The sequence below is a fragment of the Kutzneria kofuensis genome (assembly GCF_014203355.1).
Classification (GTDB): Bacteria; Actinomycetota; Actinomycetes; order Mycobacteriales; family Pseudonocardiaceae; genus Kutzneria; species Kutzneria kofuensis.
Genome location: NZ_JACHIR010000001.1, coordinates 3,452,305 through 3,477,371, shown reverse-complemented (window position 1 = coordinate 3,477,371; position 25,067 = coordinate 3,452,305). Strand labels below are relative to the sequence as shown.

27 protein-coding genes and 1 tRNA gene are annotated in these 25,067 nt (G+C 70.4%); 17 read left to right on the top strand and 11 right to left on the bottom strand.

Annotation, left to right across the window (positions count from 1 at the left end; all coding sequences use genetic code 11):
* Positions 1-190 precede the first annotated feature (190 nt).
* Entirely contained in the window at positions 191-922 is a 732-nt protein-coding gene (locus tag BJ998_RS15895) for a hypothetical protein (RefSeq protein ID WP_184862466.1), read from the bottom strand.
* 103 nt (positions 923-1,025) lie between these two features.
* On the opposite strand from BJ998_RS15895, the gene BJ998_RS15890 reads away from it, so the two are divergent.
* The 4 genes from BJ998_RS15890 to BJ998_RS15875 all read left to right on the top strand — a co-directional run bounded on the left by BJ998_RS15890 (position 1,026) and on the right by BJ998_RS15875 (position 4,753).
* Positions 1,026-2,813, top strand: a complete 1,788-nt coding sequence (locus BJ998_RS15890; protein ID WP_376775868.1) for a VanW family protein — start codon at positions 1,026-1,028, stop codon at positions 2,811-2,813.
* Between the two features lie 549 nt (positions 2,814-3,362).
* On the top strand, positions 3,363-3,911 hold the full coding sequence (locus tag BJ998_RS15885; protein ID WP_184862464.1) for a hypothetical protein: 549 nt from the start codon (positions 3,363-3,365) through the stop codon (positions 3,909-3,911).
* Between the two features lie 56 nt (positions 3,912-3,967).
* Entirely contained in the window at positions 3,968-4,336 is a 369-nt protein-coding gene (locus BJ998_RS15880) for a roadblock/LC7 domain-containing protein (RefSeq protein ID WP_184862462.1), read from the top strand.
* A 45-nt stretch (positions 4,337-4,381) separates the two neighbouring features.
* Positions 4,382-4,753, top strand: a complete 372-nt coding sequence (locus tag BJ998_RS15875; RefSeq protein ID WP_184862460.1) for a hypothetical protein — start codon at positions 4,382-4,384, stop codon at positions 4,751-4,753.
* 95 nt (positions 4,754-4,848) lie between these two features.
* Here the strand turns inward: BJ998_RS15875 and BJ998_RS15870 are convergent.
* A tRNA-Arg gene (locus BJ998_RS15870) sits at positions 4,849-4,924 on the bottom strand.
* A gap of 188 nt (positions 4,925-5,112) precedes the next feature.
* On the opposite strand from BJ998_RS15870, the gene BJ998_RS15865 reads away from it, so the two are divergent.
* Positions 5,113-6,669: a hypothetical protein gene (locus tag BJ998_RS15865; protein WP_184862458.1), complete on the top strand. Its 1,557-nt coding sequence runs from the start codon at positions 5,113-5,115 to the stop codon at positions 6,667-6,669.
* A 13-nt stretch (positions 6,670-6,682) separates the two neighbouring features.
* The gene (locus BJ998_RS15860) at positions 6,683-7,564 is read left to right on the top strand and encodes a hypothetical protein (protein WP_184862456.1); all 882 of its coding nucleotides are present in this window, start codon (positions 6,683-6,685) and stop codon (positions 7,562-7,564) included.
* On the opposite strand, the gene BJ998_RS15855 is transcribed toward BJ998_RS15860, so the two are convergent.
* Positions 7,552-10,785 carry a penicillin acylase family protein gene (locus tag BJ998_RS15855; protein ID WP_184862454.1) on the bottom strand — a complete coding sequence of 1,078 codons (3,234 nt, stop codon included), beginning with the start codon at positions 10,783-10,785 and terminating at the stop codon, positions 7,552-7,554. The two genes, BJ998_RS15860 and BJ998_RS15855, sit on opposite strands and share 13 nt — an antisense overlap.
* A gap of 101 nt (positions 10,786-10,886) precedes the next feature.
* Here BJ998_RS15855 and BJ998_RS15850 point away from each other — a divergent pair, with 101 nt between their 5' ends.
* Together BJ998_RS15850 and BJ998_RS15845 are read left to right on the top strand one after the other, a co-directional pair.
* Positions 10,887-11,108 (top strand): hypothetical protein, encoded by a 222-nt coding sequence (locus BJ998_RS15850; RefSeq protein WP_184862452.1) that lies wholly within the window; start codon positions 10,887-10,889, stop codon positions 11,106-11,108.
* Positions 11,109-11,291: 183 nt separating this feature from the next.
* Positions 11,292-11,939, top strand: a complete 648-nt coding sequence (locus BJ998_RS15845; protein WP_184862450.1) for a response regulator — start codon at positions 11,292-11,294, stop codon at positions 11,937-11,939.
* Between the two features lie 145 nt (positions 11,940-12,084).
* On the opposite strand, the gene BJ998_RS15840 is transcribed toward BJ998_RS15845, so the two are convergent.
* The 6 genes from BJ998_RS15840 to rpmB form a co-directional block, all read right to left on the bottom strand.
* Positions 12,085-13,530 carry a GGDEF domain-containing protein gene (locus BJ998_RS15840; RefSeq protein WP_312890135.1) on the bottom strand — a complete coding sequence of 482 codons (1,446 nt, stop codon included), beginning with the start codon at positions 13,528-13,530 and terminating at the stop codon, positions 12,085-12,087.
* 104 nt (positions 13,531-13,634) lie between these two features.
* Positions 13,635-14,270 carry a 5,6-dimethylbenzimidazole synthase gene (gene bluB, locus BJ998_RS15835; protein WP_184862446.1) on the bottom strand — a complete coding sequence of 212 codons (636 nt, stop codon included), beginning with the start codon at positions 14,268-14,270 and terminating at the stop codon, positions 13,635-13,637.
* Positions 14,271-14,323: 53 nt separating this feature from the next.
* Positions 14,324-14,563 (bottom strand): 30S ribosomal protein S18, encoded by a 240-nt coding sequence (gene rpsR, locus BJ998_RS15830; RefSeq protein ID WP_184862444.1) that lies wholly within the window; start codon positions 14,561-14,563, stop codon positions 14,324-14,326.
* Between the two features lie 4 nt (positions 14,564-14,567).
* A complete protein-coding gene (rpsN, locus tag BJ998_RS15825) occupies positions 14,568-14,873 on the bottom strand; it encodes a 30S ribosomal protein S14 (protein WP_184862442.1) in 306 nt (101 codons plus the stop codon).
* Positions 14,874-15,038, bottom strand: a complete 165-nt coding sequence (gene rpmG / locus BJ998_RS15820; protein WP_116177775.1) for a 50S ribosomal protein L33 — start codon at positions 15,036-15,038, stop codon at positions 14,874-14,876.
* On the bottom strand, positions 15,038-15,277 hold the full coding sequence (gene rpmB / locus BJ998_RS15815) for a 50S ribosomal protein L28 (RefSeq protein ID WP_184862440.1): 240 nt from the start codon (positions 15,275-15,277) through the stop codon (positions 15,038-15,040). The genes rpmG and rpmB overlap by 1 nt, the downstream gene beginning before the upstream one ends.
* Positions 15,278-15,375: 98 nt before the next feature.
* Between rpmB and mrf the strand changes: the two genes are divergently transcribed.
* The 6 genes from mrf (at position 15,376) to BJ998_RS15785 (ending at position 20,905) form a co-directional block, all read left to right on the top strand.
* Entirely contained in the window at positions 15,376-16,485 is a 1,110-nt protein-coding gene (gene mrf / locus BJ998_RS15810) for a ribosome hibernation factor-recruiting GTPase MRF (protein WP_312890134.1), read from the top strand.
* Positions 16,482-16,733 carry a type B 50S ribosomal protein L31 gene (locus BJ998_RS15805; RefSeq protein ID WP_184862438.1) on the top strand — a complete coding sequence of 84 codons (252 nt, stop codon included), beginning with the start codon at positions 16,482-16,484 and terminating at the stop codon, positions 16,731-16,733. The genes mrf and BJ998_RS15805 overlap by 4 nt, the downstream gene beginning before the upstream one ends.
* On the top strand, positions 16,733-16,906 hold the full coding sequence (rpmF, locus tag BJ998_RS15800) for a 50S ribosomal protein L32 (RefSeq protein WP_184862435.1): 174 nt from the start codon (positions 16,733-16,735) through the stop codon (positions 16,904-16,906). Before BJ998_RS15805 ends, rpmF begins: the two co-directional genes overlap by 1 nt.
* A 123-nt stretch (positions 16,907-17,029) precedes the next feature.
* On the top strand, positions 17,030-18,211 hold the full coding sequence (locus BJ998_RS15795) for a S53 family peptidase (RefSeq protein ID WP_246488601.1): 1,182 nt from the start codon (positions 17,030-17,032) through the stop codon (positions 18,209-18,211).
* 133 nt (positions 18,212-18,344) lie between these two features.
* Positions 18,345-18,785 (top strand): hypothetical protein, encoded by a 441-nt coding sequence (locus tag BJ998_RS15790; protein WP_184862433.1) that lies wholly within the window; start codon positions 18,345-18,347, stop codon positions 18,783-18,785.
* A gap of 14 nt (positions 18,786-18,799) precedes the next feature.
* Positions 18,800-20,905, top strand: coding sequence for a bifunctional polysaccharide deacetylase/glycosyltransferase family 2 protein (locus tag BJ998_RS15785; RefSeq protein ID WP_184862432.1), 2,106 nt, complete (start codon positions 18,800-18,802; stop codon positions 20,903-20,905).
* A 1-nt stretch (position 20,906) separates the two neighbouring features.
* On the opposite strand, the gene BJ998_RS15780 is transcribed toward BJ998_RS15785, so the two are convergent.
* Entirely contained in the window at positions 20,907-21,569 is a 663-nt protein-coding gene (locus BJ998_RS15780; RefSeq protein ID WP_184862430.1) for a histidine phosphatase family protein, read from the bottom strand.
* Positions 21,570-21,643: 74 nt separating this feature from the next.
* Between BJ998_RS15780 and BJ998_RS15775 the strand changes: the two genes are divergently transcribed.
* Positions 21,644-22,255 (top strand): trimeric intracellular cation channel family protein, encoded by a 612-nt coding sequence (locus BJ998_RS15775; RefSeq protein ID WP_184862428.1) that lies wholly within the window; start codon positions 21,644-21,646, stop codon positions 22,253-22,255.
* Here BJ998_RS15775 and BJ998_RS15770 read toward each other — a convergent pair.
* Positions 22,185-22,688: a hypothetical protein gene (locus tag BJ998_RS15770; RefSeq protein ID WP_184862426.1), complete on the bottom strand. Its 504-nt coding sequence runs from the start codon at positions 22,686-22,688 to the stop codon at positions 22,185-22,187. The two genes, BJ998_RS15775 and BJ998_RS15770, sit on opposite strands and share 71 nt — an antisense overlap.
* A gap of 144 nt (positions 22,689-22,832) precedes the next feature.
* On the opposite strand from BJ998_RS15770, the gene BJ998_RS15765 reads away from it, so the two are divergent.
* Together BJ998_RS15765 and BJ998_RS15760 are read left to right on the top strand one after the other, a co-directional pair.
* On the top strand, positions 22,833-23,528 hold the full coding sequence (locus BJ998_RS15765) for a response regulator transcription factor (RefSeq protein ID WP_184862424.1): 696 nt from the start codon (positions 22,833-22,835) through the stop codon (positions 23,526-23,528).
* Between the two features lie 2 nt (positions 23,529-23,530).
* Positions 23,531-24,904, top strand: coding sequence for a HAMP domain-containing sensor histidine kinase (locus BJ998_RS15760; protein ID WP_184868686.1), 1,374 nt, complete (start codon positions 23,531-23,533; stop codon positions 24,902-24,904).
* The last annotated feature ends 163 nt before the right edge of the window (positions 24,905-25,067 follow it).

Below are 25,067 nucleotides of genomic sequence, written 5' to 3'. Positions count from 1 at the left end.
GTGAGGATCCCTATCGACAAGGCGAGCGCAGGCCGGCCGTCCTCGACCCCCGGACGGACCGGCCTTCCTCGCGTCTCCTGACTTCCGTCGCCGGCGCATCGAGAGTTTGCGTGGCGCAACGACAACGACCGTCGGCGACGGAGTTCCACGATCGGCCCCGCACCTCACCGGCGCGGGGCGGACTCCTTCGTCACCAACCGCGACGCGACATCGACCGCCCCAGCGAACCGGCGACCCCGAGGACGAGGCCGATGGCGATCAGGACGCCGCCCGGCGCCAGGTCGGCGAGGCCGGGGGCCAGCGGACGGCCGAACTCGTCCTCCCCGGACGACATCACCAGGGCGACGCGCACCACGATCAGCAGGAAACCGCCGAGGAACGCCAGCACGCCGAGCACCGTCGCCACCTTCACCCAGCCCGGCGCGCCCGAATAGTTCTCGGGGTGTTCGGAGGTGCGCGACCACGATTTGTTGATCACGCCGCCGTACACGGCCTGATCGCCGCCGAAGTTCTGCACGTTCGTGTGCGCCTGGACCTGGTTGAGGAATTGCCGGCCGCCAACTCGATCCAGCCGATCGACAAGCGCGGCGAGTTGCTCCGCGAAATGCGGGTCGACCGTCGCCGTGTTCTCCACCGCCCGGGCCAGCCTGCGCTGCGCGTTCGGGTCCGCCGGGTCCGCTCGAAGATCACCGACGATGCCGCCGAACTTGCGCGCCACCACGTTGTAGAGGCCCGTCATCGCCGCCTCCGCGCGCCCCTCCATGAAGCGCTTGGCCGCGCCGCCGAGCAGCGCGACGAGATAGGCCACCACCACGCCACCCTCGATCATCAGCCGCTCCTTCGAATTGAGCCCACTGATCCATTTCGGCAGCACCGTGTCGTTCAAAATAACAATGCGACCGCGACAGATCGGAAAAATCACTCGTTCGGCCCGAGGGGATCGATCCGGCCCGTGTTGGGGCGGGCACGCGCCGCGACGGACACCGTGACCGGGGCGTCGCGGACAAATCGGTAAACTCGGCCAGGTGTCCGAGGAGAACCACAGCCAGCAGACCATCCGCTTCGGCGGCGCCGCGAGCTTCGCGCCGGTCTCGGGCAGCCTGGAACCGCCGTCAGAGGACGGGCCGGACCGCCGCAAGCTGCTGCGGCGCGGCCTGATCGGGACAGGCGCGGTTGTCGGCGTGCTGGTCGTCCTGTACGGGCTGGACCTGCTGATCTCCCGGGGCGCGATGCCCCGCGGCACCACCGTCGCCGGGGTGGAAGTCGGCGGCTTGAGCCGCGCGGACGCCGAGCAGCGGCTGCATTCCGCGCTCGACGCACGTCTCACGCAGCCGGTGAAGGTCCGGGCCGGCGACGTGGACGCCTCCCTCGACCCCAAGCAGGCCGGGCTCGCCCCGGACTGGTCGGCCACCCTGGACCAGGCGTCGTCCCAGCCCCTCAACCCGTTCGTGCGACTGACGTCCTTCTTCGAGCGGCACGACTCGCCCTTCGTGTCCACTGTGGATGACGCAAAGCTCGGCAAGGCGCTGGACGGGTTGCGGCCCAAGGTGGACCGCGACCCGGTCGAGGGCTCCATTCGCTTCGACGGCACGACCCCGAACGCCGTCACCCCACAGTCCGGGCAGAAGCTGGACGCCGCCACGGCCAAGAAGTCCATTGTGGACAAGTGGATCGGCGGCTCTGCCGTGGCGCTCCCGGTGACGAGCACGCCGGCCAAGGTGAGCGCCGACGCGGTGCGCGCCGCCGTCGAGAACTACGCCCAGCCGGCAGTCTCCGGTCCCGTCACCGTGAAGGGCGAGGGCAAGGACGCCACGCTCCAGCCCGCCACGATCGCCGCCGCGCTCGGGTTCGCCCCCGGTGACGACGGCAAGCTCGTGCCGAAGCTCGACCGCGGCAAGGTTGTCGACGCGCTCAAGCCGCAGCTGGCCAGCACCGAGCAGCCAGGCAAGGACGCCCAGGTCGTGATCGAGGGCAACACGCCCTCCGTGAAGCCCTCGGTCGACGGCCGCGGCGTCGACTGGGACAAGAGCCTGGCCGGCCTCACCGACCTGCTGCCGCACCGCGACAACCGCGTCATCACTGCCCAGTACGCCAAGCAGCCCGCCAAGCTCACCACCGAGCAGGCCAACCAGCTCGGCATCAAGGAAGTCGTCGGCGAGTTCACCACCGGCGGCTTCGCCGCCGATTCCGGCGTCAACATCCGTGTCGTCGCGGAAAAGGTCAACGGCGCGGTCGTCAAGCCGGGGGAGACCTTCAGTCTCAACGGCTACACCGGCCCGCGCACCGCGAAGCAGGGCTACGTCGAGGCCGGCATCATCGAGAACGGCGCCCCGGGCACCGCCGTCGGCGGCGGCATCTCCCAGTTCGCCACCACCCTCTACAACGCCTCCTACTTCGCCGGCATGGCCGACGCCGGGCACACCGAGCACAGCTACTACATCAGTCGCTACCCGGCCGCCCGTGAGGCCACCGTCTTCCAGAACCCCGACGGCAGCAGCGTCATCGATCTCAAGTTCACCAACGACGGGCCCACCGGCATCGCCATCCAGACCATCTGGACTCCCCAGAACATCACGGTCCGTCTCTGGGGCACCAAGCGCTACCAGGTCGAGTCCGTCCCCGGTGAACGCACCAACTTCGTCGACCCGCAGCCCCGCCCCGGCCCCGCCACCAACTGCCACCCCTCCGCCGGCGGGCCCGGCTTCACCGCCACCGACACCCGCGTGATCAAGGACCTGGCCGGCCGCGAGGTCTCCCGCCACACCCGCAAGAAGGTCTACGACCCCGCTCCCAAGATCACCTGCGGCGGCTGACCCGGCCGGCTCGTCCCCGGGGCGGACCACGTTCCGGCGCCCTGCCGCGCCCTGCGGGGCCGGCCGCCGCCTCCGGCCATTCACGGCGGTCGTTTTCGCTGCCCATCTGTAGTCCTTTTCATCGTCAAACGATCATTGTCGAATGGCTGCATTCGGCCTAAACCGTCGGTGAAAATGGTTGATCAACCTGCGCTGTTACACTGAGTGGAATGCCTTCACACGATCGTGTGAAGGTTGATGTGCAAATGGTGGGTAGGCGGGTACAAAGTACGGCGGGTGGTGGCTCCCCGTGACAGAAGGGGAGTCCGATCGGCTGATCGACGTGCCACTGTCGCCGGCTTTCGGTCCCGAGTTCACGCGGAGTGAGTCCTGAGACGCGCTTATCGAACATCCTTTGACGTCCTCGCGCATGCGCTGACGCAGTGCCATGCCGACCGAATCACCGCGACTCTGGTCATCGCCGGTGATCCCGGTGGGGCGATCCACTTCCGTGATGGTGCGGTAATCGCGGTAGACAGTCCCGGCGCGCCCGGGGTGGAGGCTCTGCGTGTGGGCGCGTTGGAAATGCCGGACCTGGCCAGAGCGGCCATGGCGGACGCGGCGTTCGCGATCGCCGTCGGCAGCATCGCGCACTACGCCGTCGACGACACCGTGGACGTCCTGTCGCCCGCGTCGGACGGTGCCTCCCCGGGCCGGCTGCTCGGGCAGGTCGCCGTCCGGCTGGCCGTGCTAGCCGCATCGCCCTGCCCCGTGTCGCCCTACCGTGAGCGCCTGGTGCCGACGGGCCGCGTTGAGCCGACCACGGATTTCCGGGAGATCGTCGCGCACGCGACCGGCAGGCGCACCGCGCGGGACATCGCGTTCGCGATCGGCCGCGGCGTCCATCCGGTCACCGTGGACATCGCCCGGATGCTGGGCGAGGACGTGCTGGCGATCGTTCCCTCCTCGATGTTCGCCGGCCGTGTGCACCACGCGTCCGCCGCGCTGCGTCCCAGGGCTGCGTCGCCGCCGGCCGCCGTCGCCGAGTGGACGGATCCACTGCCCGTGCGCCGTCCGGGACGGGCCGCGGCGGGCGCCGGACCGGGCCCGGGGCCTTAGCGGTGGCGCGCTTCCCCCGGCGTCGGCCGGCCTTTCTGAAAGGGAAGAGAAAAATCGTGGATTACGACGCGTTAGCCGCCGAGCTTCGCAAGCTCAGGGAAAGCGTCGCCGGCGTGACGGACACGGTGATCGCGGCGGTCGACGGAATTCCGATAATCTCGGACGTCGCGGACAGCGTCGATCCACTGAACATATCCGCGCTCGCCGCCGCCAATCTCGGGATCGCGCGGCAGGCGGCCGAGGTGACCCGCCAGGGCACGCTCAACCAGACCGTCGTGTTCAGCAGCGGCGGTTACATGGCCGTTTACGCCATCGGTCGGATCGCGCTGCTGGTGGTGCTCGGTGACAGCGGCCTGAATCTCGGCCGCCTCCTCTACGAGTCGCGTCCCGTGACCGAACGCATCGGCTCGATCCTCACCCCGTAGCCCCTTGTCCCCCGATAGCCCCCGTCAGCTAAGGAAGTGTGTCCGATGAACATCGATACCGCCCTGAAGGAAGCCATGAGCATCGCCGGCGCGGTCGGCGTCGCGCTGGTCGACTACGAGAGCGGCATGTCGCTCGGCACCAGCGGCGGCGGCGACTGGCTGAACCTGGAGCTCGCCGCCGCCGGCAACACCGAGGTCGTGCGGTCCAAACTCCGGGTGATGTCCACGCTCGCGCTCAACGACAGCATCGAGGACATCCTGATCACCCTGCACCGGCAGTACCACCTGATCCGGCTGATGAACTCGATGAAGACCCGCAGCTCCCTGTTCCTGTACCTGGTGCTGGAGCGGGAGTCGTCGAACCTCGCGCTGGCCCGGCACCAGCTCAAGCGTATCGAGGTCGAGCTGCAGGTGTGAGCGACTCCGGAGCGCGCCGGTGTCCGCCCGGACTGAACAAGATCGGCCCCTCACCTGCTTGCGCTGGTGAGGGGCCGATTTCACCCGGTGAAAGGTGGTGCCCTCGGTAGGATTCGAACCTACGACACACGGTTTAGGAAACCGATGCTCTATCCCCTGAGCTACGAAGGCGCTGGGAGCAGCATACCGGGCGTGGACGGGGGCGCGCGGCGGTGGGTGGATACGCCGGGTGGAGTAGTAACGGTCACAGGCGGTGCAGGTGGGGCGGGGCGGTAGGCCGACGAACAGTTGAACTTTCCCCCAGCCGAGCACATCGTCCCGCATAGTCGCTAGGGGCACGACGATGCGAGGAGGGGCTGTTGACCACCGACGCGACCCGGCTGCTGGAGCGGACCCGCCTGGACGCCAGGCGGGCGGCGAGGCGGTTCGTGGAGCCGGAGGGGTTCCTGGAAGCGCTGGCGAAGCTGCTGGGCAGCAGGGCGGTGGTGCTGGCGGGCCCGAGCGGCACGGGCCGGCGCACGGCGGCGACGGTGCTGCTGGACCGCCTGGGCGGCCTGCACCTGGTGGAGATCGCGGTGGACGACGAGGCGACGCTGGCGAGGCACCCGGTGGCGGCGAAGGAGGGCTACCTGCTGGACCTGACGGCGGCGGACGACGCGACGGTGGAGCAGGTCAGGGCATCGCTGGCGGAGTTCACGAAGGCGCTGGACCAGGAGGACAGCTCGCTGGTGGTGATCGTCGACGACGATCGGGCGGCGGGGTTCGACGCGGTGCGCCTGGGGACGCCGAGGCCGGCGGAGGTCCTCACGGCGCACCTGGACGGCATGGACCCGGCGCTGGAGGAGCTGCCGACGACGCCGGCGCAGGCGGCCCGGCTGGCGGAGCTGCTGGTGAGCGTGGAGGACCGGCAGGACGTGCTCGGGGCGTACACGAACTGGTCGAGCCACCTGTGCGAGGAGTTCAAGCGGCACGAGGACGTGCCGTGGCGGGCGCTGTTGCTGGCGGCGGCGTTCCTGGAGGGCGCGCACCAGGACGTGGTGCACGCGGCGGCGGATGAGCTGCTGGAGGAAAGCCGTTACGAGGGCCCGAAACCGCATCCGCTGGCGGGGGAGGGCCTGGCGGCGCGGCTGGCGGCGGTCGGGGCGTCAGCGGGCACGGTGACCTTCGACAAGCCGGGCTACGCGGACGCGGTGATCAACCATGTCTGGACGGACTTCCCGGCGCTGCGGGAACCCCTCGTAGCCTGGCTGATCGCGCTGGCCCCGAAACTCCCGGACGAAGACGGCAAACGTGTGGCGCTCAGACTGCTCGATCTCGGCACGGGGCCGGTCGTCGAAGCGGTCACGGTGTGGTCGGAAAACGCTCTCCCATTGGCGCGTGGGCTGCTCGCGGCGGCCGCGCTGGACCCGGCGAGAGGATCCGAGATCCGGCGCACGATCCGAGACTGGTCCAGGCGGCGCGATCTGCCGACGGCGCTGAGCGAAGTGGTGATCGCGGTCTGCGGCGGTGAGCTGGGGAGCCGGTTCCCGCACGTGGCGCTGACCAGACTGGGCAGTTTCGTCAAACGGCCGGAGCTGACGGACCAGGTCGCCGCGGCACTGTCCACAATGGCTGGTGAAAGCCAGTTCGCCCAAGTGGTGACGAGACTGGCGCGCTGGTTACGGGAAACCGACGAGGCGCGAAGGGCGTTGGCGGTGCGGGCGCTGCTGGACGAGGCGGCGGCGCAGCCGCAGCACCGGGAGACCCTGCTCAACCTGCTGGTGCAGGCGGCCGGCGGTCGGCCGACCGAGCTGGGTGCCCTCGACCTGGCGGCCTTCGAGTGGCGCCGCGACGGCGGCTCCCGCGACGTGCACGACCAGTTGCAGGCGAAGCTGAACGGGGTGGACCCGCTGCTGCGGTCCGCGATCTCGAGCTGAAACAAGGGGAACGATGGCGACGGACCCGTGGTCGGAGGTCAAGCCGACCGTGCGCGGCAAGATGGGCGGCTGGTGGCAGCGTTTCCTCAGACGCCGCCAGCAGGCCGAACACGACTGGATCTACGGCAAGCAGCCGGGCGCCACGATCCAGCTGCGGCAGCCGCCGCCCGCGCCCAAGCGGCCGACGGTGGTGTTCACGGCGGTGTTGCCCAGCGCCGTGCCGCACGCGGAGTTCACCGCGACCTGCACGGTCGCGTGGGAGGCGATCGGCGAGACCACCCATGCCAAGCCGGAATCCATTGCCCGCAGCGACATCGAACGCCGCGCGGCCGCCATCCTGGCCAACGGCCGGGTGACGCAGTGCGAGCAGTTGCAGCACAAGCTGGAGGCCGAGCTCGGCTACGTGACCAAGCTCGACGACGCCCGGATCGCCGTGCAGCTGGTGGAGATCGAGCTGACCTGCACGGACGAGGCGAAGGCGGCGACGGAGCTCTTCGAGGAGCTGCAACGGCGTCGGCTGGTGCGTGGCTGGGACCGCGACCTCAAGCTGGACGAGCTGCGCCACCTCAAGGACGACATCCTCAGCGACCCGGCCATGGCCACCGTGTGGTGGCTGCAGAACAACGACAACCAGGTCGACCAGGCCGTCGAGATGTCGGCCAAGCTGCGCAAACTGGCCCAGATCATGACCGAGAACGACGAACGGTCCACAACGGACACCGTGGCGTCCCTTGTGGACCGCTTCGTCGATCGGCTGCCGGAGGGGGCCCGCTGGCGGCTGCTGAGCAACCTGGCGGACGTCTTCTCCCACTACGGCAGCCCGGATCTGGCCAGCGAACTGCCGCAGCTGGACGGGGGCGGCCGGGACCGCCCCCGCCCGGCTCACAGCGAGTAGACCTGGAACTCGTAGAGCGAGTAGCCGTACTTGGTGCCGCGCTGCACCCCGGTCATCCGCACGTAGCGCGCGTCGGTCGGGGTGAACGCGTCGTTGTCGGTGCCGCCGTCGCCCGCCGTGGTCGACCACGCCGTGCGCCAGGTGGCGCCGTCGGTGGAGACGTCGATCCGGTACCCCTTGGCGTACGCGGACTCCCAGGTCAGGATGGCCCGCCCGACGGTCTGCACGGAGCCGAGGTCGACGGTGATCGACTGGTTGTCGCTCCAGTCGCTCGCCCACCGGGTGTCCGCCTTGCCGTCCACCGCGTAGGCCGGCGGCGAGTCGTACGCGCCGGTCTCGTGGCTGGTCGCGGTGACGGTCCGGCCCTGCGCCAGGTTGGCCACGTTGTCGCCGCGGTGTGCCGGGTACTGCACGACCTGCTGGAAGGTCGGCCGGTTCTGCCAGCTGATCTTGTCGTCGGTGACGCCGCCGAGCGGCCGCTGGATGATCGAGTCGGCGCACCACTGGTCGCCGGCCGAGCAGTCCGCGTCACCCGGGTACACCTGCGCCGCCGTCTGGCCGACCGCCTGCTGCAGGCTGGTCAGCAGCGACTGCCGGCACTGCGCCAGGTTGCCGTTGCCGCAGAAGGTCCGCGACAGTCCGCCCTGCACGCTGTCGCCGAGCACCGCGCGCAGGTCCTTGTCCACATAGGACCACCAGCCGTACTGGAACGAGGAACCCTTGTGCGGCTGGGAGTTGTTCGCGCTGCCGTCGGTGGTGCCGATGTTCTGGCCGCCGGACGGGGACTCGTTGATCTGGATCGCGCCGGTCATGCTGGTGAACAGGTCGTTGCCCATCGCCGGCTGGAACTCGCCCTGCACCAGCGGCGACCACCAGGCGTCCATGATCCGGATCGCGTCGGCGTTGGCGTAGGTGTGGCTGCCCGGCGAGGTCTCCAGGCGGTGCGAACCGGCCTGCTGCCACGCGGTGAGCTGCTTGACCGCTCCTGCCAGCGTCGGGTCGGTGATGGGCGCGCTGCCCAGCACCCGCAGCACCTCGGGCAGCACGTCCTCGGCCCGCAGGTCGACGTTGGCCGCGTCCGCCATCGCCGAGGTCAGCGCCGCCCGCGTCACCTTCTGCCCGCTGGAGATCAGCTTCTTCACCCGGCTGTCGAGCAGGTTCACCCGGTGCACCGAGCCGTCGCCGTACATGGCCTCGCTGAAGTCCTTGGCCTGCTTGTTGTTCCAGCTGACGTAGTAGTCCTGGTCGATCGAGTTCGGGTGCTGCGCGGGGCCGGTGTAGGTCGCGACGTTCGTCGCCGGGTCCCAGCCCTGCCACTCGTACTGCTGGTCGGCCCAGATGGGCAGGTTCGGGTTGGTGTTCGCGGCCCGCACCGGGTTGTTGCCCGAGTTGTAGTACGCGATGTCCTTGGAGTCGGTGTAGAACCAGTTGAACGTGTAGTTCACGTCCTGGGCGGCCTTCTGGAAGCTGGCCGCGTCGTGCACCGCGGACGGGTCGTTGAACTCCTGGAACCCGATGATCGAGTCCACCTCGTGCTGGTAGCTGGACCGCAGGCTGGCGTACGCCACCGGGGCGCCGCCGACGGTCGCCCGCGACTGCACGATGCCGTACTTGGTGCGGAACGCGATCAGCTTGTACGAGCCCTCGGCGGTGCCGTCCGCGATGGTCGGCTTCCACGAGTTGTCCCGCTCCAGCGGCTCCATCGCGGTGCACTGGCCGTGGTACAGGTAGAAGTTCGAGTCCTTGGTGGCGGGCTTGCCGCTGGGGTCGCACAGGTGCAGCGCGTACGTGTCGGTGATGTCCTGCTCGGCCGACGTGGCGCTCCACGAGTAGTCCTGGCCGCGGCCCAGCTCCACGTACAGGCTGACGCCGGCGAACGCGGCGCCGCGGGCGCTGATGCCCGGGCCCTGCAGCTCCTCCAGCATCAGCAGCTGCGGCGCGAAGTAGCCGGTCTGCGGGCCGAACACCGCGACCGGGTTGCCGGTGTCGGTGTACTTGCCGGACACCAGCAGCGCGTTGGACATGCCGTGCTTGGCCGAGATCAGGTCGGCCGGCAGCACGCCGTCATCGAAGATGCCGCGCGCCTTCTCCTCGTCCGCCGTCTTCGCGGCCGGCTGGTCGGCGGCCTTGACCTCGGCCGCGGACTGGGCCGAGCCGGTCGGGTCGAACACCAGCTGCTGCGGCGTGACCGAACCCGGGTCGGGCATCGCGACGCCCTGCGGGTTGGCCGGGTCCTTCCCGTACGGGAAGCTGCCGTCGTGGACGGTGGTGACCGCCTCGGGGTCGTTCTGCTCCCGGAACGCGTTCCACACCTTGTCGCCATCGGTGACGCCGTACTTGGCGTCAGCGGCCAGCTTCACCAGCGCCGACTGCACCTCGCCGCCGCCGCCCGAGCCGAACAGGGCGCCCACCACGCTGCCGATGGCCACCATGTCGGTGAGCTTGAACGGGTCGATGCCGCCGGCGTTGGTGACCGGGTCGATGTGCCCGGTCAGGTCGTACTCGCCGGGGAAGGTCCGGTTGTTGTACGCCTGCGTGATGTAGGCGTTGATGCCGGCCACGTAGTCGGTCGCGTCCTGCAGCGCCTGCGCGCCGCGGGCGCCGTGCGCCGCCGCGGCCGAGGTCAGCTGGTTCTGCAGGTCCTGCTCGGTGTACGGGGCGGCCTGCCAGAACGTCTGCTCCAGCCCGCGGTTGCCGACCGCGCCGCCGGCGAACGAGGTCAGCTCGCCCCGGCCGACGTGGCGGAAGACGTCCATCAGCCAGAGCCGGTCCTGCGCCGCCGCGTAGCCGGCGCCGAACTCGGTGCCGGAGCGGGTGGTGCCGGTGATGTGCGGCACCCCGGTTGCCTTGTCGCGCACGATGGTGACGTCCGACCGGGGCTTGATCGTCGACTCCACCTGGGCGGCGGGAACCCCGAAGGAGGAGTCGTCGAAGAAGTTCGAGAGCTGGCCGTTGGTCAGGCCGGTGTAGCCGTTGACCAGGTTGGCGTACTTGCCGAGCTGGTCGTCGGTGTGCGCGGGACGGCTGCCGAAGGCCTTGTTGGCCAGGATCTGTGCCAGCGTGGCGTTGCCGTTCTCACCCGGCGGCAGGATGTCGTTGCACTGCCCGAGGCAGTAGTCGTTGTTGGCCGGGGCGGCGCTGGCCGGTGCCGCGGACAGCAGGGTGGTCGACGTCGCCACGATCAGGGTCGCGGCGAGTGCGAGGCGAGAGCTTCGCGACATGCGCAGGGGTCCTCTCCGGGAGGGAACGTGACGCACGTTACTTCCGAGTAGGTCAACGCGAAAGAGCTTCACGTTAGACATTCACTCTGAAGGGTGAGCGAGTGGCCGGAGCCGTGGTGCGGTGGATCGACGAGGAACTCGCCCGTGACCAGGGGCGATGGCAGATGCGGGCCAGCGGCGGCGCCGGTGGTCTTGTCGCCATGCTGCACGGCGCCGGGCTGACCGGTGCGGTGCTCTGGACGGTCGGCGGGTGGCTGTTCGGCGGCTTGACACTCGTCGCCGCGCGCAGTCTGCGTGCCGCCGGACGGCACAGCCTCCCCTGATCGTGCAAGCCGATTCACAGGTTTGGAAACCGTTGATATTTCGGTGCGGGCGTCAAGTCACCGGAACTTCTAGGCAAAACCGGGACCACATGATGAGATAACACCGCGGTAACCCGTGGTTGCGTCAAGATGAGTGATGCTTGGCTAATGCGAGCACGCAGCGCCGAATCGGGGAGGCGTCCGGTGATCAAAGTGATGCTGGCTGACGACGAGGATCTCGTCCGATCCGGCCTCAGGATGATTCTCAGCAGCGCCGGCGACATCGAGGTGGTCGCCGAGTGCGATGACGGCCTGCTCGTCGCCGATCTCGCGCGGCAGCACCGGCCGCACGTCGTGCTGCTCGACGTGCGCATGCGTTCGGCTGACGGGCTCGTCGCGCTGCGCAGGCTGCGCACGCTGCCCGAGCCGCCGCGCGTCGCCATGCTGACCACGTTCGACGTCGACGAGTACGTGTCCGAGGCGCTCCGGCTGGGCGCCAGTGGGTTCCTGCTCAAGGACACCGAGCCCGAGCAACTCGTCAAGGCCGTCCGCGATCTCGCCCGCGGCGGGGCCGTGCTCGACCCGGGCGTCGCCGCCCGCGTGCTGGCCGCCGTCGCCGACGGCGAGCGTGCCGCCGAGCCCGCCCGCCGGCTGCTGACGTCGCTGTCCGAGCGTGAGCGGGAGGTGCTCCAGCTCATCGGCCAGGGCATGTCCAACGCCGAGATCGGTGGGGCGCTGCACCTGTCGGAGGCGACCGTGAAGGGCTACGTGTCGTCCGTGCTGGGCAAGATCGGCGCGGTGAACCGGGTGCAGGCGGCGCTGGTCGCCTACCGCGGCGGGCTCATCGCCTGAGTCGTTGTTCTCGGGAAGGGCCTCGGCATCGGCCGGGGCCCTTCTTCGCGCTCGACGGTCCCTTGCGCCGATCGGGTGGAAGATCATCACGCGCAACCGTGAACAATCGAGCGATGCTTGCGGACTGCAAGTTGCAAGTGGAGGGTCAGCTCTCCGAGAGCTCGCCCAACCGGGCCATCGTCTCGTGCACCTCGACGCGGTTGCGGCCCTGCCGCTTGGCCCGGTACAGCGCGATGTCGGCGGCGGCGAACAGCTGGTCCAGCTTGGCGGGGCCGCCGGCGACGCCGATCGACACCGTGGGCCGCCGCGCGGTGCCGAGGACGATCCGCCAGTCGTGCTGGTCGACGGCGGCCCGAATCCGTTCGGCGACGGCCGGACCGACGTCGGTGCCGGGACCGGCATCGCCGAGCAGCACAACGAACTCGTCGCCGGCCCACCGGGCAACCAGATCCCCGCTCCGGCACTCCCGCCGCAGCAGCCGGGCGATCTCCCGCAGCGCGGCGTCGCCGGCGGCGTGCCCGGCATCGTCGTTGACGTCCTTGAACCAGTCGACGTCGACGAGCACCAGCCACGGCACCTTGCCCTTGGAAGCGGTGCCCTCCAACAGCTGCTGGGCGCTGCGCTCCAAGCCGAGCCGATTGGCCAGGCCGGTCAACGGATCCCGGGCGGCGGCCTCCTGAGCGGCCATCGCGAGCTTCTGCGCCTGCACGGCCAGCCGCCGCTGCTCCAGCGCCTGCCCGAGCCCCTCCTGCAGGGTCTCGGTGGCGATCCGGCTGGCGGCCACGCTGCACCGCAGCGCGGCGGCCTCGCCGACCTCGTCCTCCATGGACGCACAGATGTCGGCCAGGTCCAGGGAGAACCGCAGCAGCAAGGAGTTGTCGTTGATCTTGTTGGCCGCGTTCACGGCCCGGCTGGCCAAGGTCCGGGCCTGCACGAGCTCGCCGAGGCCACTGTGCACGCAGCCGAGCACCCAGTTGCCGACGGCGACCGTCCACAGATCGTCGACCTCGAGACCGTGGGCGAGCACCTCGGTGGCGTGGCGCGCGGCCAGCTCGAGGTCGCCGGTGCCGGCCAGCGAGCGGGAGTACGCCCCGAGCAGCGGCCAGTAGCTCACGTCGTCCTTGCCGACGAGCGTGAGCCCCTCGCCCAGGTGCTGCCGCGCCTCACCGAAGATCTCGTGCGCGTTGACGGGCGTGCCGTCGACCGCACGGAAGTTGAGCGTGCCGCCGAGCCGCTGCAGGCACTGCGCGAGCGCCGACGGGTCGCCGGCCTCCCTCGCCACGTGCAGCGCCAGCCGCACCATGTCCAGCGCCGCCCGCCGATGGCCGATGCCCTCCAACAGGTAGCCGAGCTGCCCGAGCGCACGGGACGCGAGCACGCCGGTCGGCCGCTCGGAGTCCATCTCGGTCCAGCCCTCGGCGGCCAGCTCCAGCGCCAGCGGGATCCGGCGCAGCCGCCATGCCATCGTCGCCCGGTGCACGAGCAGATAGGACCGGCCCCACCGGTCCGCGCTGGTCGGCCCCCGGGAGACGACCTGTTCGAAGAGGGTGTTCGCCTCCGCGAGGCGGCCAGCGTTGAGCAGCAGGCGCACGCGCTGATCCTGCTGCGGGAGCTGTCCCCCTACGAGCGAATCGTCCTGCTCCACTGGGTCCTCGACGTCCCCTGCTTCTTCGATGCGGTTCGACTCGGGCCAGGCTACCGGCCTGGCCGCTGACCGTACCGCTCATGGTGGACAACGTCATCGAGTGGCAACCGTTCACGCCACCCGTGTCGCTCCAGATCGGGAACATCGGGCAGGTCGCGTACCCCGCCGAGACACAGCCAGGCCACCGGACGCACCCCCGCGGGCACGCCGAGCAGCCGGCGCAGGAAGTCCTCACGATAGAAGCTCACCCAACCCACACCGAGGCCCTCGGCGGTGGCCGCCAGCCACAGGTTCTCGATCGCCAGGCACACGGAGTACAGGCCGGCGTCGGCGATGGCGTGCCGGCCGAGCACCGCCGGCGAGCCCCGCGACGGGTCGTAGCAGACGACGACGCCGAGGCTGGACTCCAGCACACCCTCGATCTTGATCCGGTCGAACACCGCGGCCCGCTCGGGATCGAGCGAGGCCTCGAACACCCGGCGCTCGGTGAGCACGTGATCGCGGAACTCCCGCCGCACCCGTTCGTCCGATACGAGAACGAAGTCCCACGGCTGGGAGAGCCCGACGCTCGGCGCCGCATGCGCGGCTCCCAGCACCCGTTCCAGCACGGCGGGGTCGATCGGCTCGCCGGTGAACTCGCGCCGGGTGTCGCGCCGGCGGTACAGCACGTCGTAGAGAGGATGCACATGCGCTTCCTACTTGACTCCAGCGGTCAAGTAGGAAGCGCATGTGACATAACTCAGCGCTGCGAGGGCCCCGGATAGGGCAAGAGGGCCATTTCGCGCGCGTTCTTGATCGCGGTGGCGACCTCGCGCTGCTCCCGCGGGGTCAGCCCGGTCACGCGACGGGAGCGGATCTTGCCGCGGTCCGAGATGAACTTGCGCAGCAGCGAGACGTCGGTCCAGTCCACTCGGGTCACGCCCTCGCGGCGGAGGATGTTCACCTTGCGCCGTGCCGGGCGCCGATCGGTCCTGGGCATGTCCTCACCAACTCGACTTGCTCACGCCGGGCAGCTCGCCGCGGTGCGCCGCCTCGCGCAGCCGCAGCCGGGACAGCCCGAACTTGCGGAAGAAGCCGCGCGGCCGGCCGTCGACCACGTCCCGGTTGCGCAGCCGGGTCGGGCTGGCGTCGCGGGGCAGCTTCTGCAGGAGCAGCCCGGCGGCCTCGCGCTCGGCCTGGGTCGCCGTCGGAGACGAGACGACGACCTTCAGCCGGGCCCGCTGCTGTGCGTAGCGGGCCACGGTCTCCCGGCGCCGCGCGTCCTTGGCGATCTTGGACTTCTTCGCCATTCAGCGCTCCTCGCGGAAGTCGACGTGCTTGCGGGCCACCGGGTCGAACTTGCGCAGCACCAGACGGTCCGGGTCGTTGCGGCGGTTCTTGCGCGTGACGTAGGTGAAGCCGGTGCCCGCCGTGGAACGCAGCTTCACGATCGGTCGAACCTCGTTGCGAGCCATTACGACTCCTTTCGGGCTGGAACACCCATTCCGGCCAGGACCGCGTCGATCCCCTTGCGGTCGATGGTCTTGATCGCCTTGGCGGACAGTCGCAGCGTCACCCAGCGCCGCTGGGACGGCACCCAGTAGCGGCGGCGCTGGAGGTTGGGCTCCCACCGGCGGGAGGTCCGCCGGTGCGAGTGCGACACCTGCTTGCCGTAGCCGGGGCCGCTGCCGGTCACCTGGCAGCGCTTGGCCATGCTGCACCTCCTTGTAACGACATTCGTTTTCAAAAATTCCCTCGGCAGGGTAGCGTGGCGGACGCCGTAGATGGAAATCGTTCTCGATAGGAGGGCTCGTGTCCGTACCGATCGTGCTGGTCGGCGGCCTGGCGGCGACGGCGGCCGAGTCGATAGCCGACGAACTGGCCGGCGGCGGCACCGCCGTCGTGCACCACGACCTGTGCCGGGTGACCGAGGGGGTGGTGCGGCGACGGCTGCGGCACCGCGGCGAGGACAGCTGGACGGTGCTGGAGCTTGGCCACGGCTGCGTGTCCTGCACGCTGCGCGAGGACCTGCTGCCGCTGGTGGCTCGCCTGTCCGAGCGTGACGACGTCAGCCGGATCGTGCTGCACCTCGACCCCCGCATCGAGCCGGAGCCGGTCTGCTGGGCGCTGGACCGGTCGCGGATCCAGGCGGTGATCACCGCCGTCGACCACGAACGCTGGCTCGAAGACGCCACCGGTGACGACGCGATGTACGAACGCGGCCTCGGCGGCAGCGCCGACGACGAGCGCACGGTCGCCCAGGTCGCGGTCGGCCAGGCCGAGTTCGCCGACGTGCTCGTGCTCACCGGTCCGGCCGGCCGCCTCGACGCCGCGTTCCGGCGGCTCGCGCCGACCGCGCTGCAGGTTCCGCTCGGCGGCGTCGGGTGGCTGTCGAAGCTGCCGGCGAACGCCCGGCGGGGACGCTCCGACAGCGCGCACGGGCCGTTGCTGCGCGGCGAGCCGCCGCTGCACCGGGAGGACGGCTTCGAACTGCTGCTGTTCAGCGAGCGCCGGCCGTTTCATCCAGAACGTTTCCACTCGAACATCGATGTGCTCCTCGACGGCGTTGTGCGCGGCAAGGGCCGGTTCTGGGTCGCCAGCCGTCCCGACATCGCGCTGTGGCTGGAATCCGCCGGCGGCGGACTCCAGATCGGGCATGCCGGCCCGTGGCTGGCCGCCATCGACGAGTGGGACGGCATCGACGACGACCGCCGAGCCATGGCCGCCCTCAACTGGGATCCGTACTACGGCGACCGCGGCCAGGAGATCGTCGTGCTCACCGACGGCGCCGACCACGCCGAGATCACCGCCGCGCTGCGGCACGCGCTCGTCACCGACGCCGAACTCGCCGCCGGACTGTCCGCTTGGGACGGCTACCGCGACCCGTTCCTGTTCACCGACCGTGAGGACGAACTGCGATGAAAAAGGGCATCCACCCCGACTACCACCCCGTGGTGTTCCAGGACTCCTCGACCGGGACGTCGTTCCTGACCCGGTCGACCGCCACCTCGGACCGGACCGTCGAATGGCACGACGGCAACACCTATCCGTTGCTGGTGGTCGACATCACCGCCGACTCGCACCCGTTCTGGACCGGCGCGCAGCGGCTCGTCGACACCGCCGGTCGCGTGGAGAAGTTCAACCGCCGCTACGGAAAGAGGATCCGCTGATGGCCGTGCCCAAGCGCAGGACGTCACGCAGCAACACCCGGCACCGCCGCTCGCAGTGGAAGGCGACCGCCCCGGAGCTGGTGCCGATCGTGCTGGAAGGGCGGCGGATCCTGGTGCCGCGCCACCTGGTTCCCGCCTACCACAGGGGCTTCCTGCGGCCCCGTCAACAGTGATCAAGCCGCTGCTTTGAAATTCACCGGTATCGGTCCAGAGCTGACATCCGTCCAGTGGGGATGCACGATGCGCGGACAAACCGGGTTCCGCAGACCCGGTCCCTGCCAAAGTGGAGGTCCGCTTTGCGTAGAACAATCCCCCTGCTGGCCGGCCTGGTGCTGGCGATGTCCCTGACCGGAACCGCCGTCGGCGCGGCCGCGACGCACTCCGCGCACCGCGTGTGCGACCGGCCCGCCGCCGGCCAGGCGGCTTGCGAGGCGTGGCTGAGCGACCGCGTCACGCCGAACGCGACCCCGTCCGGCTACGGGCCGTCCGACCTGCGGTCGGCCTACAACCTCACGACGTCGACGACCGCGGGCGCCGGCCAGACGATCGCGATCGTGGACGCCTACGACGACCCGACAGCCTTCGCCGACGTCAACGTCTACCGCGCGCAGTACGGCATCGCCGCGCTGGGCTCGTGCACCCCGTCGACGATCAAGTCGAGCACCACCGCGTGCTTCGCGAAGGCCGACCAGAACGGCGGCACCAGCTACCCGCGCGCCAACGGCGGCTGGGCCCAGGAGATCTCGCTCGACCTGGACATGGCGTCGGCGATCTGTCCGAAGTGCAACGTGTTGCTCGTCGAGGCGAGCAGCGCGTCGCTGACCAACCTGGGCACCGCGGTGAACACCGCCGTCAGGCTCGGCGCGAACGCGGTGAGCAACAGCTACGGCGGAAGTGAGTCATCCTCGGAAACAGGCTCGGAAAGCACGTACTACAACCACCCGGGCGTCGCCATCACGGCCAGTTCCGGCGACGGTGGCTACGGTGTCGAGTTCCCGGCCGCGTCCCGCTACGTCACCGCGGTCGGCGGCACCAGCCTGGCCAAGGCGAGCAACTCCCGTGGCTGGAGCGAGACGGCGTGGAGCGGCGCCGGTAGCGGCTGCTCCGGCTACGTCACCAAGCCGTCGTGGCAGACCGATTCCGGCTGCGCCCGGCGGACCGTCGCGGACGTGAGCGCGGTGGCCGACCCCAACACCGGCGTCGCCGTCTACGACAGCACGTCGTACCAGGGTCGCAAGGGCTGGCTGGTGTTCGGCGGCACCAGCGTCGCCTCGCCGATCATCGGATCGATCTATGCGTTGGCGGGCAACGCTTCCTCGCTGACCTACGCCTCGTCGATCTACAGCCACACCTCGGCGCTGTACGACGTGTCGGGCGGCAGCAACGGAAGCTGCGGCGGCACCTACCTCTGCACCGCGGTGAGCGGTTTCGACGGCCCGACCGGGTTGGGCACTCCCAACGGAACCGGCGCGTTCTGATCGGATTTCGACGGGGCCGGCCGCCCGGCGGCCGGCCCCGTCCTCTCGGGTAGCGGTCGGATGACCGTGCGTGAGATGTTCGGCAAACCGGGCAGCGTGGCTTAGGGTGGGCCGCCCCCAACGGAGTCAGAGGATGCCCACCCCAAGCGATCTCTCCGACAGACCGGTCTTCGTCGACCCGAGCGGCCGCCGCCGCCGGGTCGTCCGCCGCATCGCCATCGGCGCCTGCTCGGCGCTGGCCGTGTACGTGATCTTGTTGTGCGCCGCGCTTTCCGGCGCCCCGATCCCGCCGTCGGCGCTGCTTCCCCTGCCCGCGTCCCCGGCCGACACCGTCACGTCGACCACCGCCGACAACCAGCCGGGCCAGCAGCGGCCCCAGGCCGGCGGGGCGGTGACCACCACCGCGACCCCAGGTGTAACAAGAACGGCGACGCCGTCGCTGACACGGACGAACACGCAGTCCGTGACGACGACTGCCACCACAACCGCGACCACGGGCAACCGCAATTCGCACGCCCCGACCACGCCTCCCGGCCGTAGCAAGCACACCGACACCACCGCGCCCAGCCCGTAGCGAGGAATCCGACGTTGCCGACGCACCACCGCACCCCGCCACCGCGGGCGCACTGGGTGCTCCTCGGCGCGCTGCTGTTGGCGACCACGGCTCTGCTCACGCTGCACGGCCTCGTACTCGGCGAGTTCCACGCGGACGAGTCGACTCCGCAGGGGCCGACCAATGCGGTGCCGACCGCCGTGCGCACCGGCCAGGCGGTGATCGACCCCCGGGGAGCGGCGCCCGCCACGCGCGGTCCCCGCGACCACACGCTCGCGCTGACCTTCGACGACGGTCCGGATCCCACGTGGACACCGAAGGTGCTGGCTGTGCTCGATCGCTACCACGTGCACGCGACGTTTTTCGTCACCGGCGCGCATGCGGCTCAGCACCCCGACCTGATTCGCGAGATCCTGGCGCGCGGCAACGAGATCGGCAACCACACCGCCACGCACGCGGACCTGCGCGACGCCGGCCCGACCGGTACCGGCGTCGAGTTGCACGCGACGGATCTCGCCCTGGCCGGTGCGGCCGGCGTCGCGACGTCCCTGGTGCGGCCGCCCTACTCGGCGACGCCCGACTCGGTCGACGACCTGGCGTGGCAGTCGATCCGTCGGATCGGCGCCGACGGCAGGCTGGTCGTGCTGTCCGATCTGGACTCCGAGGACTGGCGGCTGCCGGGCGTCGACAAGATCATCGCGAACGCGACGCCGCGGGGCGGCCACGGCGCGGTGCTGCTGATGCACGACGCGGGCGGGGACAGGTCGCAGACCGTCGCGGCGCTGGACCGGTTCGTGCCGGCGATGCAGGCCGCCGGCTGGCAGCTGGACACCGTGAGCCACACGGTGGGCATCAGCGGCACCAACGCGGCGGCCGAGCCGCAAACCCGGTTCGGCGGCTGGCTCCTCGTCGCCGCCGTGCAGCTCAGCGACTGGCTCGCCGCGACCCTCCGGTTCGTCCTGCTGGCGGCCAGCGCGCTCGCCGTGCTCCGCACGATCCTGGTGCTCGTCGCCACCGCGGCCCACGTCCGGCGCGCCCGGGGCCGGCCGCTGTGGGCTCCCGACGAGCCGGTGACCGTGATCGTGCCGGCCTACAACGAGAAGGCGGGCATCGAGGCCACCGTGCGCTCGGTGCTGGCCTCCGACCATCCGGTCTGGGTGATCGTCGTGGACGACGGCTCGACCGACGGCACGGCCGAGGTCGTCGAGCGGCTGAACCTGCGCCGAGTCGTGCTGATCCGGCAGGCCAACGCCGGCAAGCCGGCGGCGTTGAACGCCGGGCTGGCGGCGGCGCGCACCGAGTTGGTCGTGATGGTGGACGGCGACACGGTGCTCGAACGCGGCACCGTGCGGACCGTGGTCGGCCATTTCGCCGACCCGCGGGTCGGCGCCGTGTCGGGCAACGCGAAGGTCGGCAACCGGGGCGGGCTGCTCGGGAAGTGGCAGCACATCGAGTACGTCATCGGCTTCAACCTCGACCGGCGGATGTACGACGTGCTGGAGTGCATGCCCACCGTGCCGGGGGCGATCGGCGCGTTCCGCCGCGACGCCGTGCTGGCGCTCGGCGGAATGCCCACCGACACCCTGGCCGAGGACACCGACCTCACCATGGCGCTGGAGCGGGACGGCTGGCGTGTCGTCTACGAACAGCAGGCGCTGGCCTGGACCGAGGCTCCGGCCACCCTCGGGCAGCTGTGGAAGCAGCGCTACCGCTGGTGTTACGGCACGTTGCAGGCGGTGTGGAAGCACCGCCGGGCGGTGGTCGAGCGCGGCCCGGCCGGGCGGCTCGGCCGCCGCGGCATCCCGTACCTGCTGCTGTTCCAGGTGGCGCTGCCGGTGCTCGGGCCGTTCGTCGACGTGGCGGCGGTCTTCGGGATCGTCACCGGCGACTGGCTGTCGACGCTCGTGTACTGGCTGGCCTTCCTGGCGATGCAGGTGGTTCCGGCGATCATCGCCTTCCGGCTGGACCGCGAGCGGCTCGGGCCACTGCTGGCGCTGCCGTTGCAGCAGTTCGTGTACCGGCAGCTGATGTACCTGGTGGTGCTGCAGTCGGTGATGACGGCATTGGCGGGCGCGCGGTTGCCCTGGCACAAGCTGGCGCGCACCGGACTGTCGGTGCCCGCCGACCGTGCGTCGACCTGACTCAGCGCACGGACGTCTTCTGGGTGGAGCCGTCCGGCGACTGCCGCCACTGGCCGAACGGACGGTCGATCGTCCATTCCCCGTCGGCGGCCCGCTCCAGCACCCGGTACTCGCAGTGCCCGGGATTGGACAGCGACTCGAACAGCTCGATGCTCCACGAGAACAGCCGCCGGCACAGCAGCCGCATGGCCAGGCCGTGGGACACCACCAGCACGGTGGTCGGGTGGCTGGCCTGCTGGAGCATCCGCAGCTCCAGCTCGGCGAGGAAGCTGGCGACGCGGTCGTCGACGTCGGCGCCGGACTCGCCGTGGGGCAGCCGGTAGAAGAAGTGCCCGAACTCGTGCCGAAGACGCTTCTGCACCTCCTGCTCGACGGGGTCCTGCAGGTTGCCCCAGTCCTGTTCCCGCAGCCGCGGCTCGGCGATCATCCGCTCGGTCAGGTCCCGCACGCCGAGCAGCTCCAGGGTCTGTCTGGTCCGCAGGTACGGGCTCACGTACGCGGCGACCGGCCCGGGCGCCAGCAGCGCCCTGATCTCCGGGGCGGTGTCGGCGACCTGCTGTTCGCCGTGGGGCGTCAGCGGCAGCGCGTGGTCGGGGATCCGGCAGTACGCCAGCTCGTCGACGTTGCCGAGGCTCTCCCCGTGCCGTACCAGGATGATCCGCATGGTTCCCATTCTCCGGTCGGCTCCAACCGGAGCATCCATCTCTACGGATAGTAGGACCCGTACGCTGCGCAACCGTGGTCATTGAGCTGATCGGTCTAGTGGCGTTCGCGGCGTCCGGAGCGCTGGCCGCCGTGCGGGCGAAGCTGGATCTGTTCGGCGTGGTCGTGCTGGGCCTGACGACGGCGCTGGGCGGCGGCATCATCCGGGACGTGCTGCTCGGCATCCACCCGCCGACCACGCTGCGTAGTTGGCCCTACCTGCTCACGGCGGCGCTGACCGGAATCGTGGTGTTCTTCTTCCACCCGCAGGTTGCCCGTCTGCGCAGGGCGGTCCTGCTGGCGGACGCGGTCGGCCTCGGCGTGTTCGTCACGGCCGGCACGACAACGGCGTTGCAGCACCAGGTGCCGGCGTACACGGCCTGCCTGATCGGCATGACGGTCGGCATCGGCGGCGGCGCGATCCGGGACGTCCTGCTTCGGGAGATCCCGATGGTGCTGCGCAAGGAGATCTACGCGGTGGCGGCGCTGGCCGGCGCGGTGGTGGTGCCGCTCACGGCCCGGCTGGGCCTGCCGGACCTGTGGGGCACGGTGATCGGCTCGGCGCTGGTGGTGGCGATCAGGCTGATCGCGCTGTGGCGGCACTGGAATGCGCCAGTGCCGCGTGCGGACGGAACCGCTGCGAGCTGAGCCGCTCCACCCACGGCAGCCCGTCGAGGTGCTGCCACGTGTCGCGGGTGGTCCAGGCGACCACGCCGGTGCCGTCGGTGCTGGCGTGCAGGTAGGTGCCGGGCGTGACATGAGCACGCATCACGTCGACGAGCCGGCGCTGCTGGGCCACCTTGCTCACGCCGAACGAGACGATCATGATCTCCGAGGAGGACACGGGCTCGGACGCGTGCACGAGACGGTAGCCGAGCTGGTGGCTGCTCCACTGCTCGTAGTGCAGCACCAGCCGGCCGTCCACGCCGAGCAGCACGCTGCGGGTCAGGCAGTCGGCCGGCCACGGCCGCGACCGCCAGGTCTTCATGGCCGCGTCGGCGGCGCGGAGCTGGTCGTCGGTCCGCCAGGTGCGGATCACGATGCCCGCGACGTCCGGGCGGGCGAGGTCGGGCAGGTCCATGCGGGCCAGCATGGAACCTCTGGTTAAGTAGAGGTCAAGCCGTCACGAGGGGTAGTCGGGCGGCAGCTCACCCGGTCGGTGAAATTGTGCCTGTCCTTGGGCCTCTCTCAGGCACCTCTCAGGCCCGCAGGTAACACTTCCTTTATGCGCATCCTCGTAGTGGACGACGACCGGGCCGTGCGCGAGTCGCTCCGTCGCTCGCTGCAGTTCAACGGTTACCAGGTCGAGCTGGCCGGCGACGGTCAGCAAGCGCTGGACGCCGTCACCGCGCAGCGTCCCGACGCGATGGTCCTCGACGTCATGATGCCCAGGCTGGACGGCCTGGAGGTGTGCCGGCGGCTGCGCGGCACCGGTGACGACCTGCCGATCCTGGTGCTCACCGCCCGGGACGCGGTGTCCGACCGGGTGGCCGGCCTCGACGCCGGCGCCGACGACTACCTGCCCAAGCCGTTCGCGCTGGAGGAGCTGCTGGCCCGGCTGCGGGCGCTGCTGCGCCGCGCGGTCGCCGACGACGCGGCGGCCAACGCCCCGTCGGCCGTGATGCGCTTCGCCGACCTGGAGCTGGACCCGGGCACCCGGGAGGTGCGCCGCGGCGAGCGGTCGATCAGCCTCACCCGCACCGAGTTCAGCCTGCTCGAACTGTTCCTCGCCCATCCCAAGCAGGTCCTCACCAGGGGCCGGATCCTGGAGGACGTATGGGGCTACGACTTCCCGACCTCCGGGAACGCCCTGGAGGTCTACGTCGGCTACTTGAGGCGAAAGACCGAGGCCGACGGCGAGCCGCGGCTGCTGCACACGGTGCGCGGAGTTGGCTACGTGCTCAGGGAGACCCCTCCGTGACGATGCCGCAGGCCGAGGGCAAGCGGAACGTCTCGCTGCGCTCGCGGGTGATCCTGCTCACGGCGGTGTGCGTGGCCGGGGCGGTGGCGCTGGCCTCGATCGGCGCGTTCATGGTGGTCAGCAGCAACCTGAACAGCCAGGTGGCGGAGTCGCTGGAGATCACCGTCAAGCAGGCCGCCGGCACCCTGCAGTCCGGGCAGTACCGGGGTCTGGCGCCCATCGGTCCGACCGACCTGACCTTCGCCCTGCTCGACGAGAGCGGCATGACCACGGAGACCAACCGGTCCCCGATCAGGCTCAGCACGACCGAGCAGGACCTGGTCGACAGCCCGCCGGGCACCTGTTCCCCGCAGCGCACCGACACCGCGGCGACGGTGCTGGTGATGGGCTGCACCTATGCCCCGGGCAAGGCGGTGGTGGCGGCCCAGTCGCTGAAGCCGACCCAGGGCGTGCTGCAGAAGCTGGCGCTGGTGCTGGTGTTCGTGGGCATCGGCGGTGTGCTCGTCGCGGCGCTGGCCGGAACGGCGGTGGCCCAGGGCGGTCTGCGGCCCGTGACCCGGCTGCGGCAGGCGACCGAGCACATCACGGCCACCGGTGACCTGCGCCCGATTCCGGTCACCGGTGACGACGAGCTGGCGCTGCTCACCACGAGCTTCAACACGATGCTCGGCGCCCTGGCGGAGTCGCAGGAACGGCAACGACGGCTGGTCGGCGACGCCGGCCACGAGCTGCGTACGCCGCTGACCTCGTTGCGCACCAACCTGGAGCTGTTGCTGGCGTCGGAGAAACCCGGAGCGCCCAAGCTGTCCGCCGAGGACCGGCAGGAGATCTACGACGACGTGCAGGCCCAGATCGCCGAGATGACCACGCTCATCGGCGACCTGGTGGAGTTGGCCCGCGAGGACGCTCCGCAGGCCGTGCACGAACCCGTGGACATGGTGGAGCTGGTCGAGCGGGCGCTGGACCGGGCCCGCCGGCGGGCCGCCGGCCAGCAGTTCCTGGTGAGCCTGCAGCCGTGGTACCTGCTCGGCGAGGCGCACGCGCTGGAGCGGGCCGTGCTCAACCTGCTCGACAACGCGGTCAAGTTCACGCCCGCGGACGGCGTGGTCCGGCTGGAGATGAAGCCGGTCGGCGACGGCACGATGTTGATCGAGGTCGCCGACAGCGGCCCCGGCATCGCCGAGGCCGACCTGCCGCACGTGTTCGAGCGGTTCTACCGGTCCTCGGAGGCGCGGACGCTGCCGGGCTCCGGGCTCGGCCTGGCGATCGTCGCCCAGGCCGTGGAACGCCACGGCGGCCGGGCCTACGCCGGCCGGGCGCCGGAAGGCGGGGCCCTGATGACCCTGCGGCTCCCCGGCCGCCCAAGCCCGGCATAAGAAAAGCCCCGGCGAGTCCCGCCTACCGTCACACCGAATGTACGAAACCGATTCATGCATTCGGTGTGACGCTGAGCGGGACTCGCCGGGGTAACGCAGGGGAGCCGGCCGGGTCGGGCTTTCCCGCCGCCACAGTGAGAACCCGACGCCGGCCGGCGACTGG